The 12,903-nt window shown below is 61.0% G+C and carries 14 protein-coding genes; 6 read left to right on the top strand and 8 right to left on the bottom strand.

All coding sequences use genetic code 11. From position 1 onward, the window contains the following. Positions 1-9: 9 nt before the first annotated feature. On the bottom strand, positions 10-1,398 hold the full coding sequence (locus tag ACFVYC_RS21000; protein WP_387553926.1) for an HNH endonuclease: 1,389 nt from the start codon (positions 1,396-1,398) through the stop codon (positions 10-12). Between ACFVYC_RS21000 and ACFVYC_RS21005 the strand changes: the two genes are divergently transcribed. Next, a complete protein-coding gene (locus tag ACFVYC_RS21005; protein ID WP_387553928.1) occupies positions 1,387-2,109 on the top strand; it encodes a hypothetical protein in 723 nt (240 codons plus the stop codon). The two genes, ACFVYC_RS21000 and ACFVYC_RS21005, sit on opposite strands and share 12 nt — an antisense overlap. 44 nt (positions 2,110-2,153) lie before the next feature. Here ACFVYC_RS21005 and ACFVYC_RS21010 read toward each other — a convergent pair whose 3' ends face one another. The 3 genes from ACFVYC_RS21010 to mobC are packed head-to-tail and all read right to left on the bottom strand — an operon-like array spanning position 2,154 to position 4,950. After that, positions 2,154-2,939 carry a hypothetical protein gene (locus tag ACFVYC_RS21010; RefSeq protein WP_387553930.1) on the bottom strand — a complete coding sequence of 262 codons (786 nt, stop codon included), beginning with the start codon at positions 2,937-2,939 and terminating at the stop codon, positions 2,154-2,156. Between the two features lie 17 nt (positions 2,940-2,956). Further along, positions 2,957-4,558, bottom strand: a complete 1,602-nt coding sequence (locus ACFVYC_RS21015; RefSeq protein WP_387553932.1) for a relaxase/mobilization nuclease domain-containing protein — start codon at positions 4,556-4,558, stop codon at positions 2,957-2,959. Beyond that, entirely contained in the window at positions 4,558-4,950 is a 393-nt protein-coding gene (mobC, locus tag ACFVYC_RS21020; protein ID WP_387553934.1) for a plasmid mobilization relaxosome protein MobC, read from the bottom strand. Before mobC ends, ACFVYC_RS21015 begins: the two co-directional genes overlap by 1 nt. Positions 4,951-5,172: 222 nt before the next feature. On the opposite strand from mobC, the gene ACFVYC_RS21025 reads away from it, so the two are divergent. Continuing rightward, entirely contained in the window at positions 5,173-5,496 is a 324-nt protein-coding gene (locus tag ACFVYC_RS21025; RefSeq protein WP_387553936.1) for a hypothetical protein, read from the top strand. A 578-nt stretch (positions 5,497-6,074) separates the two neighbouring features. Here ACFVYC_RS21025 and ACFVYC_RS21030 read toward each other — a convergent pair. From ACFVYC_RS21030 to ACFVYC_RS21040, 3 genes are all read right to left on the bottom strand, one after another. Continuing rightward, complete coding sequence (locus ACFVYC_RS21030; RefSeq protein WP_387553938.1) at positions 6,075-7,424, bottom strand: ParB/RepB/Spo0J family partition protein; 1,350 nt, start codon at positions 7,422-7,424, stop codon at positions 6,075-6,077. 625 nt (positions 7,425-8,049) lie between these two features. After that, the gene (locus ACFVYC_RS21035) at positions 8,050-8,400 is read right to left on the bottom strand and encodes a DUF3846 domain-containing protein (RefSeq protein WP_387553940.1); all 351 of its coding nucleotides are present in this window, start codon (positions 8,398-8,400) and stop codon (positions 8,050-8,052) included. A gap of 85 nt (positions 8,401-8,485) precedes the next feature. Continuing rightward, a complete protein-coding gene (locus ACFVYC_RS21040; protein WP_387553942.1) occupies positions 8,486-8,917 on the bottom strand; it encodes a hypothetical protein in 432 nt (143 codons plus the stop codon). Positions 8,918-9,654: 737 nt separating this feature from the next. Between ACFVYC_RS21040 and ACFVYC_RS21045 the strand changes: the two genes are divergently transcribed. The 3 genes from ACFVYC_RS21045 to ACFVYC_RS21055 all read left to right on the top strand — a co-directional run bounded on the left by ACFVYC_RS21045 (position 9,655) and on the right by ACFVYC_RS21055 (position 11,341). Then, positions 9,655-9,906 (top strand): hypothetical protein, encoded by a 252-nt coding sequence (locus ACFVYC_RS21045; protein WP_387553944.1) that lies wholly within the window; start codon positions 9,655-9,657, stop codon positions 9,904-9,906. A gap of 616 nt (positions 9,907-10,522) precedes the next feature. Next, the gene (locus ACFVYC_RS21050; RefSeq protein ID WP_387553946.1) at positions 10,523-10,714 is read left to right on the top strand and encodes a hypothetical protein; all 192 of its coding nucleotides are present in this window, start codon (positions 10,523-10,525) and stop codon (positions 10,712-10,714) included. Between the two features lie 210 nt (positions 10,715-10,924). Next, positions 10,925-11,341, top strand: a complete 417-nt coding sequence (locus ACFVYC_RS21055) for a hypothetical protein (RefSeq protein WP_387553948.1) — start codon at positions 10,925-10,927, stop codon at positions 11,339-11,341. A 169-nt stretch (positions 11,342-11,510) separates the two neighbouring features. Here ACFVYC_RS21055 and ACFVYC_RS21060 read toward each other — a convergent pair whose 3' ends face one another. Further along, positions 11,511-12,131: a T6SS immunity protein Tdi1 domain-containing protein gene (locus tag ACFVYC_RS21060; RefSeq protein ID WP_387553950.1), complete on the bottom strand. Its 621-nt coding sequence runs from the start codon at positions 12,129-12,131 to the stop codon at positions 11,511-11,513. A 223-nt stretch (positions 12,132-12,354) separates the two neighbouring features. Here ACFVYC_RS21060 and ACFVYC_RS21065 point away from each other — a divergent pair, with 223 nt between their 5' ends. Further along, positions 12,355-12,624, top strand: a complete 270-nt coding sequence (locus ACFVYC_RS21065) for a DNA gyrase subunit A (protein WP_387553952.1) — start codon at positions 12,355-12,357, stop codon at positions 12,622-12,624. Positions 12,625-12,903: the final 279 nt, after the last annotated feature.

Here is a 12,903-nt window from a genome sequence, read left to right on the forward strand (position 1 = left end):
AGATCGTTGCTAGAACAGCCGTAGCTGACCTTCAGCTATTGGGGCCCAGTGGGCTGGCCGGTTTCGGGCGGCCCAGGCGCATTCGATGGAGCAAAATTTCCGTTCTCTGCTCCCTTTGTGGTCCGGCACTTCAAATGCCTTAGCGCATTGTGGGTTCAGGCATGTCTTGGGCAGCCGCCGCATGCGCCTTGCCTCGGTACTACACGCCTTCGAACAGTACTTTTTCCTCGCTACCAGATGTGCCCTGATGAGTGATGACGTCTTGCACTGTGGGCAGGTCCATTCGACACGGGGCTTACGAGACGCATGCTCGTCCCTCCCCGCACGGGGATTTGGGTGCCGAAAGTTAGCTGCTAGCTGTGCCTTGGTTAGTGGCCAGCGGCCACCTTTTGACGAGTTGCAGGATTGGCAGATCGGTCTCAAATTGGCCAAGCAATGGGACCCACCTTTGGAGATGGGCTTCACATGGTCCGTCTGCGTTGCCCCCTCGATGCCGCACATCCAGCAGCGTCCACCCCAGAGTGCGAAGCGCGCTAGCTGCTGGACTGTAGTGAACTCAACAACGATGCCGCCCGGCGCTGCCTGGTAGCTATAGCGCCGAAGGCGGTAACTGTCCTTATTTTGCTCGTAGTATCCGCGGGCGCAGTCCTTACAAATCCCGGACAGACCATTCCGGTTGCTCTGCTGTTGGGTGAAGTGGTCGGCCGATAGCATTTGTTTGCATCTGCCGCATACAGCAAAGCGCGTCCCGGTTAGGGCGGCAAGCTCGTCAAGTTTCGAAATTACGGCGCAGTCGTCCGAGCAGTACCTGTCACCCGCCGCTTGCCTGGCCGCGGGACGGATTTTGGAACATACAGCGCACCCCAAAGCCGCAAACATGCAGGCCCGGCTGCAAAAACGCTGAAACTTCGCCCGGTTGGCTTTGAGGCTGGACGTCTTTCTGCAGTGCTCACAGATGACTTCCCTCCGGCCGGCAGCACTACGACAGGGAACGGAACAAAATCTCTGCTTCGCGATTGAGGCTGTCACGCTGAAGCTCTTGCCGCAGTGTTCGCAGCTGGAATCGTGCCGGGTCGACGCTGCGCGGCGGCATGTCATGGAACAGAACCGTGCCTTGCGTTGCTGGGCGATGGTGGTCCCATTTGTGGGAATAGTCTGCCCACAAATCTCGCAGCTGTTGCCAGCGAAAACCCTGGTTCGTGGCATGCCGTATTTCCTGTCCCCCAAGTGCCGGCGCACTCCGCCCTGCACAGTGTGTTCGTTGGACGTCAGGATAGCCGTGAGCCACGACAAAAAGTCGAACGGCGCATTTTCTGAGCGGATATAAAGCCACTGGACCACGAAAATCATTGCAAAAAATATGCCTAGAAATCGTAGGCTGTCCCGATGACGACGCATCCGACGGCATTAGCCGCATGGGTTCAATCCCACCCACGAAACCATACGATCGATGGCCACGGCTTCAAGTTGAATATTGGCAAATGGAACGGAATGGCCGCACAGTTGCCAGGTACCCCCTTGTTGGGTGAAGACGGCGGCACGGAAATCGGTCTGATTAGCCGTGGCGGTCTTTTCGGCCTCGCTGCTGCCGCACGAGAAGACGAGAGCGGCGTGGCAGCGCTCCATCTTTTTTGGCAGTCACTGGCGTGGGGCACAGGAACTAATCACCGAAACACTCCGGGGCGAATCGCATCGATCAACGCCGCCCCAATCCGTGCGGCGTCGCTTCTACGCAACGCCGCCCAGCTGGCTGTACATGATCCGAAGGCTGCTTTTCTGCTGCTGCAACCAGGAAGGTACCCGGCCCTGAAGTCATGGGGTCCAAACTTCTTCACCAAGTACCTGTATTTTGCTGGGGCGGGCGCCGTCGGGCACCCGAGTCTCATCGTCGATGCGCGTGTGCTAGCCACGCTTTTCAAGGAGACAGGTAAGCCGGTGTTCCAACCGCGATCCACGAACTACCCGGTGGGCACATATCTTGCGGCCATTGAAGTGATGAAGGCATGGGCCGCTGAACTGTCCTCAGCCGAGCGCACCGTGGGTGCTGACGAGGTAGAACGGTGGGCGTTCGGTGCAGGAGAGGGATGGCGGAAACGCCAGGCACCTTAGAGTGTTTCGGGAACGACCAGATGCGCAGACATGCGTGCATGCTCCTAGCGTGTGAGATCCTTCTGGGCCTGTTTGGCAGCCCCAGGAGTGCCGCGGGTCTTTCGAGCCTTTGGCGCGTTCCCCTGCTTCGATGTCACCGCTGCCCCCGGCGGTGTTGCTTGGTTCCGGTCGGCGATTAGGCGGGCCTGCACGGCTTCCCTGTCTCCGATGTGGTCGAGGCTGTTTGCGAGGGCTTCCCGGCGTTCTGCTGAATCGTATGTCGCAACGGCTTCGCCCGTCAGCTGTTCGGGCTGGGCATTGTCGGCGTCGACGCTTTCCCGGTGGGCTTTGTCGGCGCGTTCGGCTTCTGCTAAAAGCTGGCCGGCTTGGGCGTTCTCCCCGGCTGCTGCTGTGCGTTCTTCCTGGGCCTGAGTCTTTGCATGTGCAGCTTCATTCAGTTCAGCCGCACCGTCCGCACCGTTTCCCAAGCCGTCGACGTCGATCCCGTAGCGTTGCTGTACCTGCTCGCGGATAGTGTCGGCGGCTGAGCGCGCCATGGGGTCGTGGCCCTTCCATGCTGTGGCGGTTTGGTGGACGCGCACGATGTCTTCTGCTTTGGCGGTGTCCCACCAGCGGGCATCCAGGGCGGGTGCGAGCTGCGCGCGTGCGGCTGCGCGTTCGCCCTCGAGACGGGCCATCAGTTCGCGCCCCTTTTGGTCCTCGGCTGCTGCGGCTTCACGCGCTGATTTTTCTCGTGCGCGTGCCAGTTCTTCACCGATTCGTCCCGCGGCCGTCAGGCCTGTGCGGAACATCGTTTCTACTACTTCGTCCAGTCCGTCTGATTCGCTCATGAGTTGCCTTCCTGGTGCTATCGCTCGATGTCCGGGCGGTCGTTTCCGGTCCGGGTCGTTGTGGGCGTTCTTGGGCGTTCGTATTTGGGTGGCAGGACAGAGCCTGGCTTATTGATTGGTGCCAGTCCTTCGCGTGCACGGCGTACCGTTTCGGCCAACTCGGCGTCCACTACCGCCACAGGGGTAACGTTCGCTGCTTCCTGCTGTACCGCGGGCGCAGGAGGCGCTGCCGGCACGGGTGGTAGTGCGTTGGCTACCATCACCAGTTGTGTGCGGACCATGGCATTGATCTGACGTGAGCGGCGCAGGTCGTTGTTCGCCTGGTGCATGTCATGGATGGCTTTAGAGACGTTGAGCAGTTGCCGCAGCATGATTGCCTGGGCGGCCGTTCCGGATCCAGCTGTGGCCGTCATCAGCAGCAGGGAAGCTCCGCGGGCTGACGGTCCGACGGTCCTCACCGGTTTGACCGGGTACCGGCGCAGCTGGGCTGTCTTGGACAGTTCCGTCGCGGCCGCGGCCAGCGGACCAGGGACGGTTTCGGTGGCTGTTGACCAGGCCGCGAAAGCGCCAGCCGTCTCCCGCGCGACGTGAGCCCAGGCGGCGTGATCGTCCACTGGTACGGAGCGCAAGGTTTCGCGCAACTGGGCGACCTCGTTGCTGTACCGCTCCCACTGTTGGGGGTCCGGTTCGTAAGCTTCACGACCGATAATGACAGGGCGCCGTCCGCGCGCTGCAGCTCCCCATTCGGCTACGGCCTCGCCTGCTGACTGAGGGGTGTCCTGCCACTCGCGGCGGAGCTTAGGTAGCGCCAGGTCCTTGGCCAGATGACCGCCGCCAAACCACACGGGCCGGCCACCTTTCGGGGGACGTTCGGCCACGCTGTAACCCACCACAACATCATCACGTCCCGACGCGTAGCGCGGACGGACCAGCGCTCCCGTTCGACGGACACGGCGCACAAACTCTGCTTCGTCCTTGGCGGACGTGGCACAGGCACGGACCTTGCGTTCAAGTGAGCGCCGTTCGGGTTCCGGTGCGCCACGTCGTTCGGACGCTTCGCGTTCTCCTGGACGAAGTCCTCGCGTGGAGTGCGTGGGGGACAGTTCTTCCAGGCCGTACTTCTTTTCCAGTTCACGTGCCACTTTTTGGGCCCTGGGGAAGTCTTTCCAGCTGTCCCATTTGGTGCCGTCTTCGCGGACCATGGATGCTGCGATGTGAATGTGGTCGTTTCCGGCTTTGCTGTGGCCGTGGCGTATCGCTACCCACTGGACCGGTGCACGTCCGCTGGCTTCGGTGAATCCCATTTCGTCCATGAAGTCCTGGGCGATCTCTCCCCACTTCTGGTCCGTCAAATCTCCCTCTTCCGCACGCAGGGAAAGTGAGCAGTGCCAGACGTGGCCGCCAGTGACTTCAATTCCGAGGACGTCCTTTGCCTGGTCGAGTTCGCGGGCGATGGCCTGCGCTGCGGAGGCGTTGAGTTCGTCGTCGTTGTGCCACGCCATGATCGACGGTGAGCCGGCAACGAGATGCGGGTCGGTGTGTTCGTTGGCGCGCCCTGGACCGGCAAGGTATGCGATGAGGCCCTGCATGCGGGTGCCCTTGGTGATGTTGGGAATCATCAGCGCACCAACGAATCGAGCATGCCATTGATGCGGTCAGTGATGGCCCGGACGCGCGTGAGAACGACGCGTACAGCTTCGGGAAATTCGTCGGTCGCATTGGCGTGCTTGGCGAGCTGGTTGACGTTGTTCGACAGGGCAGCGAGGTAGCGGCGGGCGGCCATCAACTCCACCGCCATGGCACGTCGCTCTGCGAGGGATTCGGAGTTCTCGGAGTACAACGCTGCGCTGACCAGAATCTCCGACGGGCTGCGTCCGGTGCGTTCTTCCAGGACAGCAAGCTGAGCGCGTTCCCTTTGCGACATGGAAACCCGAACGTATTGGGTGTCCCCGTCGATGTTGGCGCGGCGGCGGCGTGTGAAACGACGGACTGGCTTCTGCTCTTCGCCCATCCGTTGCCCCTCCCCCAAATGCCCAGCGCAGCGCCCCGGAATCTCCGGGCCGCCACTCCAGTGTCGCCGAACCACGACCGAAGGCCGTGGATCGACACGCGGTTATGGCACATAACCACATAGCTTGCTCCGGCAGGTTGCTTTGGCTGGTTTTCGGCACCCGTGTGCCGACACAGCTTTAACCTCCACCAGCCACCGGCCCTGGGCGGTTACGCTCGTGGCATGGACATCAACGCAATTGCCGCCCAAGCGGCAGCCAAAATCGACGCCGCCCGTGACCGGAAAGTAGACGCCGTCAGGACCGTTGCTGCCAGCGGCGTTGAACTGCGCGAGGCAGCCGAACTGCTCGCCGCCGCTGAACAGAAGTACGCAAAGGACTATGCCGCCGCGCTCCGCTCGGACTGGACCGAAACGGACCTTCGAGGGTTCGGCATCGATGCTCCGGCCCGTAAGGCCGGCGGCCGCCCGCGCGGGACCATCAAGCCCCGCCGCTCAACGTCTGCCCAGGCAGAAACCGCAGGGGCAGAAAGCGTCTCGGTCGGGTAGCTTGCCCCTCGCCCACCTGTGCACGGCAAAAGCCCAATCGCTCCGCTGCTTTTCCCGCACACACCTGGACGACGGGACCCATCGGACCACCTGCACACAACCACCACGTCACCACCCGGTGCGCACGTCCGCCATGGGTGAGCGGTGGCTGTGCACAGCCTCTATAGCGTGCCATGCAGGGACAGGGAAGGTGCCTGCTAAGGTTCGCGAATGCGTGGCCTCGGATCACCAAGAAAACGCGTGACCTGCTTTGCGGGTTAAACAAGGAACGACCGGCCTGTGGGCCGGTCGTTCTTTGTCCTTCGGCAAAAGGAAAACTAGGTTCAGCGTAGCTGAAATTTTCGTCAGGTGTGTGGGAGCGGGTAAGGTGCGTCGTTGTTCCTGGCAGCGCGGCACCTGGTGAATGCTCGGCTGGTGGCGCTGAACGGCGGTCCGTCGTTGGTGAGTGGCTACTGTGGTTCGCACGCGGCGGCGGACCGCCCCACTTTTGTGAGGTGTCCGGCATGTTCGTGGTGAGTGCCCGGAGGGCCTTGCCGGGCGGGTTCGACAGGATACCGCCCGGCAAAGCGTGCGCCAGTTTAGGCGGCGGCAACCTCGCTGGCCTTGCCGCTGTCGAGAATCAGCAGTTCAACGGTCGAGGGCGTGTAACCCCAAAGGACCAACTGATTCAGGTAGTCACGATGGGTTTGAGACGGGGACCGCCATGAGTCCTTGGCAATGGTCCTCTCATATCCTGCGCACACCAGTGCGATCAGGGAGAACTCGGGCCGGGTCGCAGATTTTGCCACGTGATCACGCAGCGGGTTCCAACCCCATTTCTTGGACCCTTCGACCTTCGCACCAACCATGTCAGCGGCCACCTCCCCCTCGTACCCGCTGGCCGTTTCAGAGTGGTGGGTGATCGCGTGGACGGTGAAGTACTGCCAGCCCTTGGGTGCCTGTTTCTTCGACAACAGGGTTTTGACGAACCCTCGGCGTACCGTCGTAGCCGAAACCATGGCTCGGTTGTTCTCTATCAGGGTCTTCCGCTCAGCCTTCTGCTCCTCGGTCATCGGACCTTTCTGCACATTGCTGCCACCGTCGTAGCGTTCGTACTTCGGTGTAAAACCAAGATCCTTCCAGCCCGTGATGGCTGGCTTGGCATGGTGCTGGCCCCGGTAGTCAGTGCTGACCACATAGGCGTTCGCGTCCTCGTCGGTGGCCGGTTCACCGTCCGCCCTGTTGGCCGCTGAGACATACAGGTTTTCCTCATCCGCGTAGTGTCCAGCGTCCTCAACGATGGCCTTGCCCTGGGCTTCCAATTCCTCAATCAGCGCGGCGCGTGCGGCGGCGCTTTCGCGGCGGTCACGCAGCAGCTGCGCGACGTGGTGCAGCTGGTCGGGTTCGTCCATGATGACCGATTCCAACTCAAGGGTGGCCTCTTCGTCCAACTCAAATTCAGCCATGATTAGCGCTTCCTCGATGCTCCAGCCTTTGCCCAGGGCGGCGGCTCCGGCCTCGGATGCTTTGGCCTTCAAAGCACCCTCCACGGTGGTCTTGGTCCGGCCGGTCTTATTCGCGATCGCTGCCGCTGAAACACCGATCAGTGAGAGCTGGTGATAGGCGTCTGCTTCGTCCGCTTCGGTCAGTTCGGCGCGCTGAATGTTCTCCACCACCTGCGTCACGATCCGCTCGGCTTCCTCGGGTGAGTCGATGATCATCACCGGGATTTCCGGGCGCTTGGCTTCGACAGCGGCGCGGGTGCGGCGCTGGCCCATCAGGACGTGCACGGTGCCGTCGTCCTTCCGGTGGGCGATCACCGGTTCCATCACGCCATGTTCCTTGATGCTGGCAACAAAGTCAGCGGTCAACGCGGCGTCCTTGCGGACGTTGATATCAACGGTGAGCGTGGCGGGGTCGAGCATTTCGAGCGTGGGTGTTGCGTTCATGTGGTGGTGCTCCTTTTTTGCCGAAAGGGTTGGTGGGTGGGGCGGCCAATGGTGACCGGCCAGCTTCCCCGCTCCCCCAGTTGTTTTTTGTTGCTGGCACGAAGTGCTCTACGGGGCCGACGGAGGCGTCTCCTCCCGCCAGGGCAAGGTGCCGGGAATCTTCGTAAGGGAATAAGCGACGCAGGAGCGCCGTCGAAGAATCCCGGTGCCGCAGGGCCCTGAGGAACGAAGGGTCAGGAGCTTGAGCCGGAGCGGAACCGTATGATCCGCAGGACAGCCACAAAAAACGCTTCTAAACAACAGGTGATGACGGGCAGGAGCTCTGCGACGACCGGCAACACCCAACAGTCGGCCGCGCCAGCGGACGCCCAAACGGAGCGAGCCCTGCGAGCTGCATTCGTTCGTCCCCACGGATCCTTCCCAACGTCCGCCCCTGCTCGGGCTTGCCGCACGCACCAGGTGACCGCACGGGTTCGTTGGCGGAAATGGCGGTCCGCCGCCGGCAACCACCCACCCAAAGCCGGCCACTAGCGGCGGACCGCCCGCGCACCCTGGGCGAGTGGTCGATCCTTCATTAGCGGGATGCTCACTCACTCATTTGAGTCAGTGAGCATCCCGCCTGTGCTTAGGGCGTTGTTTCGCGCAGGCCGAAGAGTTGCTGTGCGAGGTCGATCAGGTGCTCGGGTACATCGCCCTCGTCCCCGTCGGGTGTCTCGCCCAGGACCACGACGTTCCCGCAATACACGTCAAACAGGGCCCCGGTGGCTTCAAGGACCAGCAGCGCGGCGCGGCGGTTGGGGTCAAGGCCTCGAATTTTGCCTTCCTCGTTCAGGTAGAAATGCCAGTCGTCGCCGCTGACGGCTTCGATGTTGCCTTCAACGAGGGTCTGCAGGTTGTCCAGACCGGCGTCGATGGATTCCATGCGGGCCGGTTCGTTCAGGTCCGCGGGGATGATTAGGGCGGTGCAGGTGCTCATCGGTAGTTCGTCCTCTCAGGTGATGGTGTTTTTTGGGGGTGCGGTGCCCCGCCGCTGTGGGCGGGGCACCGGCTGGTGGCGATGGTTAGGCCGCTTCCTGGAACATGGAGGGCATCCGGTAGCGGCTAGGCAGTTCGGCAGCGGCTTCGGGCAGGTCCTCCGGGCCTTGGGCCTGACCGTTCTTCCAGTGGAAGAACGCCTGCTCGGTGATGGCATCCCAGAACCTCGCCTTGGTCCGGTAGAACGTCGTTCGAACGTCGCCCTCGCAGTAGGTGGCCATGCCGAACAGGTTGCCGATCTCATCGGCGGTGCGAATCCCCGCGACCATGACGTAAGGCCACTGGCCCAAATCCCAACCGTCACAACCCCAGCTGGGGATCACAGCCCAGCCGTGCTCGCTGATGAGGTCCATCCAGTCGTAGCCGTCGTTCATGTGGTAATCGCCCAGTGCTGGCACGTTGTCGATGGTTTCGCCGGTGTCAGCGGTGGTCACGGTCTTGATCGTGATTGCGTTCATGTGGTGGTGCTCCTTTTTTGCCGAAAGGGTTGGTGGGTGGGGCGGCCAATGGTGACCGGCCAGCTTCCCCGCTCCCCCAGTTGTTTTTTGTTGCTGGCACGAAGTGCTCTACGGGGCCGACGGAGGCGTCTCCTCCCGCCAGGGCAAGGTGCCGGGAATCTTCGTAAGGGAATAAGCGACGCAGGAGCGCCGTCGAAGAATCCCGGTGCCGCAGGGCCCTGAGGAACGAAGGGTCAGGAGCTTGAGCCGGAGCGGAACCGTATGATCCGCAGGACAGCCACAAAAAACGCTTCTAAACAACAGGTGATGACGGGCAGGAGCTCTGCGACGACCGGCAACACCCAACAGTCGGCCGCGCCAGCGGACGCCCCTCAACTGGTTGAAGCGCCAGCGGAAACCAGGCTTGGCGAGCGTAAAATGAGACTGTCCTCCGTCATCGGCCACTCCCCCCAGTTGGCCGGTGGCGGCGGGCCTAAGAATCAACCGCGACCCCATTGTGGGATGCTCGAAGGCGTAAGCAGCAGGATGTTTGCAAAGCAGCGGGCGCGCATTCCCTGGAATGCGCGCCCTCTCTTTTCTTGCCGGGGATCCTGCCCGCATTGGTAGCGTAGGAGCGATCTCGCCAGGTGCAGCGGAACTCGGGGGAGTTCTCCTCCTGGCGGGACATCTACTTCAGAGGGGCAAGGGCTATGTGGCTGCGAAGCTTTTTTAAGAGACGCCCGGCGATAGCCGACGGCATGGCAGGTTCAACAGCCGTCATTGATCCGGCAGTGCCGGAGCCGCTGACGCCGGCGCAGCTGGCGGAACTACAGGAGGCCTGGGCCGACCTCGCCGTAGCGGCTAAGGACTCGGCCGTGAAAAGCTTTCATGCCTGCACCCGGAACGGCAAGCCCTGGCAGGAAGACCCAGCGAGCGTGCGGAGCATGGCCGCCATGCTCCGCAGCTTTCCGGCAGAGGCCTCCTCGGCAGACACAAAGCCGGCGGGTTAGGACCGGGCCAGCCCTGTCGGGCCCCCGGCCTGCGGGCAGTTTAGGTGCGGAGAACAAACCCAGCCAGATGCAGGGCAAACAACGCTCTACAGTCCGGAGCGCAGCGCAGGACCGGTTCCTGGGTGGAGCGCAGCGGAACCCAGGGCTTGCGGGAACGGTTATGCCCACTGGCGGGCAGGCGGAGCCCTCCGCACAGCTCAGGCTGGGCGGTTTCCAACCATCGTCGCAACAGGCTCTTATGAAGGTAACTGAATGCGCGCTCAGGGCCTGCACGCCTTACCGTGGCACCCTGAAAAGCAGTTCATAAGGCTCAACCCGGGGCACGGCCAAGGGGGGGCGGTCAGTGCCGAGTGCGGCCTGTTTTGGAGTGTCGCGTTTGAGCTACCTTCACCGGGCATTTTTACGGGCGGGGTATACGCAGTACCTTGAACGGCCGCAGTGTAAAACCGCAGGTCAGAGAACTACTGTCGCGGTGAGGGACCCTCAAATGGGACAGTAAAGGCCTATCAGCAGCTGGCTTTCAAACGGCGCGTAGGATTGGCCCACCACAGGGTGAAGGTCACCTCAAGCAGCCCCTCACCATGTTGAGAGAAGGACAGTGACCAAGGAGGTCGACATGGCGGGCGAACCAGGCTTCCCAAAGCTTTTGCTTCTCTGTATTTCTGGGCTAGTAGCGGGCATTTTTATCTCTTTTGGCCTTCGCGCGCTCTTTCCAGAAGCGGAGATCCTTTATATAACGGCTGGAGCGGCAGTCACCATCCTGATTTCAGTGCCGCCGCTGATCACTTATTTCCAAAAGCGGATGTGACTTATTGCCCCATTGGAGGTTCCTCAAACGCGGCGGAGAAGCATTGCGGTCGTAAGGTGCGTAGAAGCGTCGCGGCCAGCCACCGTCTAATGGGACATTTGCGGGACCGGCCCCTTACGGGCCCTTGGCCTGGCCTTAGGATCCCGACTAGCCTTCTCGCCTAAACGACGGGGTAATAGGATTTGCCCATCACCGAATCGGGGGAGATCCATGGGTAATGACTCGAACACTTTCACGATCGACTTGCCCGAGATGCGAAAATACAAAACGCTGGACGTTTCGTGGCGATTACTCTTTCTAGTCTTCTGGATCCTGTCGCTCGTTTTATCATTCGGAAACATCGAGGTTCCCCGAGAGATCAGCTTCGCCATCATGGGGGTAGCCCTCGTCCTCACCGCTGGGTTCGCGTTCTATGCATCCCGTAAGCAGAAACTGCTTCGGCCTCTTATCAACCGCAGATTTGGAGAAGAATTCAGCACCAAGACGGGGCACGCTTACCCCGAGAACATCGACATCTTGGCAGTCAAACAAACCATAGCCGTCAGGAAAGATGACGGTTCTGTCCTCCTGTGGGGAGTGAACCGCTCGATTGGCAGTGTCATAGTCACTCCCGTTACACAAACATGAGGAGCAAAGAGCCCTCTTGAAGCAGCGCGGACAGAGCCACGAAAGCTGACACCCAGCAGGCCAGCTGGCCGGCCCCGTCGTCCCACTGAGGGTTGGGTACTAGGACGCTCAACCTGCAAGGCCCAGGGATGGGACCTTGGCGCTAAGGGCATCACAGGAAGCCTCTGCCTCAGTTGCGTATCCCCAAACTTGAAATGGAAGCACCATCCGGAAGATCGCGGGTGGCGACGATGAGTTGTCCTGTGATTGACCAGTAAACGTCAATGTCGGTTAGTTCCAAATTTGATTCGTCGTCGCTGCCTCCGAGGAACAGGGGCGTTTTGTAGCCGATGCATTGATTGAATTTTGGCTCCTGTCCTCCCGATGCACGCCAGTTTCGGAAGAAGTCCGGTAGAAGACAGGAGTCCCTGTAGCGGGAAAGCCCGTAGTCGTGGAAGTCAGAAAAAGCGACGGGTACCTCTAATGCTTCTCCGGTTCCTGGTTCCAGGAGCACTACCTCAGGGTTCTCTGGACTTCCTCGATGAAAGTCGAGGGCAAACTGGCGTCCCAGCCAGTCAAAACCAAAGCATACCCAGGCGGTCTTGAGAGCGGGGAATGCGTACGCAGCGGCTTCCGAAGCTTCTCGGGAGGATGCGGCGCTATGGACTCGGTAAAGACCGCCATCGAAAGTAGTTCCACCATATTCCTCAAAAAGATCTTGGAGGATTGGAACCGCATCTTCAGTCGTATGTCTTGAGGGGGCGCACTCCATGGACGATGGCGTAAAGCTGTTGGCAAAAGTTTCAAACATCCTGATCAGCATTCCTACGAAATGGATATTGGGCCAAGTCTAGGCCTCGGCGTTCAGTGCCACGGCCGCAAGGTGTGATCAGAAAATTGATATGAATAGCCACTAGAACCAGCGCCAGCACCAAACTGTCCCGTAGAGGGTTCGGCTAACGGTGCGTTCGGTGACGGATGCCCAAACGGCACCGAGTCGTTTCGCGGACTGACTGTGATGCAAGAATCGCAATATGGATCAGGATGAGCGGCACAGGGAAGAATTGATGATCCTCGAAGCTTTGATGCAGGCGATGGATCGGCGTGACGAGGTCTTTCAAGTGATTGAGGATTCAGGGGACGTGGACGAAGCAATTCGTCGGGTGGGTCAACTGTTGGGCGTGGGAGCGGTCGGCAGCCGGGCAGTCCTAGATATGCAGGCTCGAAGTTTCACCCGACGCCAGCGCCAGCGCAGCGCTTCTCGTGCAGAAGAACTCAGGTCGATGTTGCCCGACGGGCGCTGACCTAGTTGGGAGCGAGCAGCAAAAGGTCGATCGTCATGGCATCGCTCCGCATCTCTCCGCGCCATGAAGTCAAAGCAGCTATTCCGCCGCGAGAGCGATTCTAAGAGTTGCGTCTTCCTGTGGTTCAACTGGCCAGTCACACCCCTGACGCCGGTCATAGGGCGTTGGGAGAGACTATCCCGTTGAGGGTTCGGCTAACGGTGCGTTCGGTGACGGATGCCCAAACGGCACCGAGTCGTTTCGCGGACTGACTGTGATGCAAGAATCGCAATATGGATC

The organism is Pseudarthrobacter sp. NPDC058329 (assembly GCF_042879835.1).
Taxonomy (GTDB): domain Bacteria; phylum Actinomycetota; class Actinomycetes; order Actinomycetales; family Micrococcaceae; genus Arthrobacter.

What these genes read in the sequence shown, in the direction of transcription:
- ACFVYC_RS21005 (WP_387553928.1), top strand. Translation starts at nt 1,387, where the DNA reads ATGACGACGCATCCGACGGCATTAGCCGCATGGGTTCAATCCCACCCA.
- ACFVYC_RS21000 (WP_387553926.1), bottom strand. Translation starts at nt 1,398, where the DNA reads ATGCGTCGTCATCGGGACAGCCTACGATTTCTAGGCATATTTTTTGCA.
- ACFVYC_RS21010 (WP_387553930.1), bottom strand. Translation starts at nt 2,939, where the DNA reads ATGAGCGAATCAGACGGACTGGACGAAGTAGTAGAAACGATGTTCCGC.
- ACFVYC_RS21015 (WP_387553932.1), bottom strand. Translation starts at nt 4,558, where the DNA reads ATGATTCCCAACATCACCAAGGGCACCCGCATGCAGGGCCTCATCGCA.
- mobC (WP_387553934.1), bottom strand. Translation starts at nt 4,950, where the DNA reads ATGGGCGAAGAGCAGAAGCCAGTCCGTCGTTTCACACGCCGCCGCCGC.
- ACFVYC_RS21025 (WP_387553936.1), top strand. Translation starts at nt 5,173, where the DNA reads ATGGACATCAACGCAATTGCCGCCCAAGCGGCAGCCAAAATCGACGCC.
- ACFVYC_RS21030 (WP_387553938.1), bottom strand. Translation starts at nt 7,424, where the DNA reads ATGAACGCAACACCCACGCTCGAAATGCTCGACCCCGCCACGCTCACC.
- ACFVYC_RS21035 (WP_387553940.1), bottom strand. Translation starts at nt 8,400, where the DNA reads ATGAGCACCTGCACCGCCCTAATCATCCCCGCGGACCTGAACGAACCG.
- ACFVYC_RS21040 (WP_387553942.1), bottom strand. Translation starts at nt 8,917, where the DNA reads ATGAACGCAATCACGATCAAGACCGTGACCACCGCTGACACCGGCGAA.
- ACFVYC_RS21045 (WP_387553944.1), top strand. Translation starts at nt 9,655, where the DNA reads ATGGCAGGTTCAACAGCCGTCATTGATCCGGCAGTGCCGGAGCCGCTG.
- ACFVYC_RS21050 (WP_387553946.1), top strand. Translation starts at nt 10,523, where the DNA reads ATGGCGGGCGAACCAGGCTTCCCAAAGCTTTTGCTTCTCTGTATTTCT.
- ACFVYC_RS21055 (WP_387553948.1), top strand. Translation starts at nt 10,925, where the DNA reads ATGGGTAATGACTCGAACACTTTCACGATCGACTTGCCCGAGATGCGA.
- ACFVYC_RS21060 (WP_387553950.1), bottom strand. Translation starts at nt 12,131, where the DNA reads ATGTTTGAAACTTTTGCCAACAGCTTTACGCCATCGTCCATGGAGTGC.
- ACFVYC_RS21065 (WP_387553952.1), top strand. Translation starts at nt 12,355, where the DNA reads ATGGATCAGGATGAGCGGCACAGGGAAGAATTGATGATCCTCGAAGCT.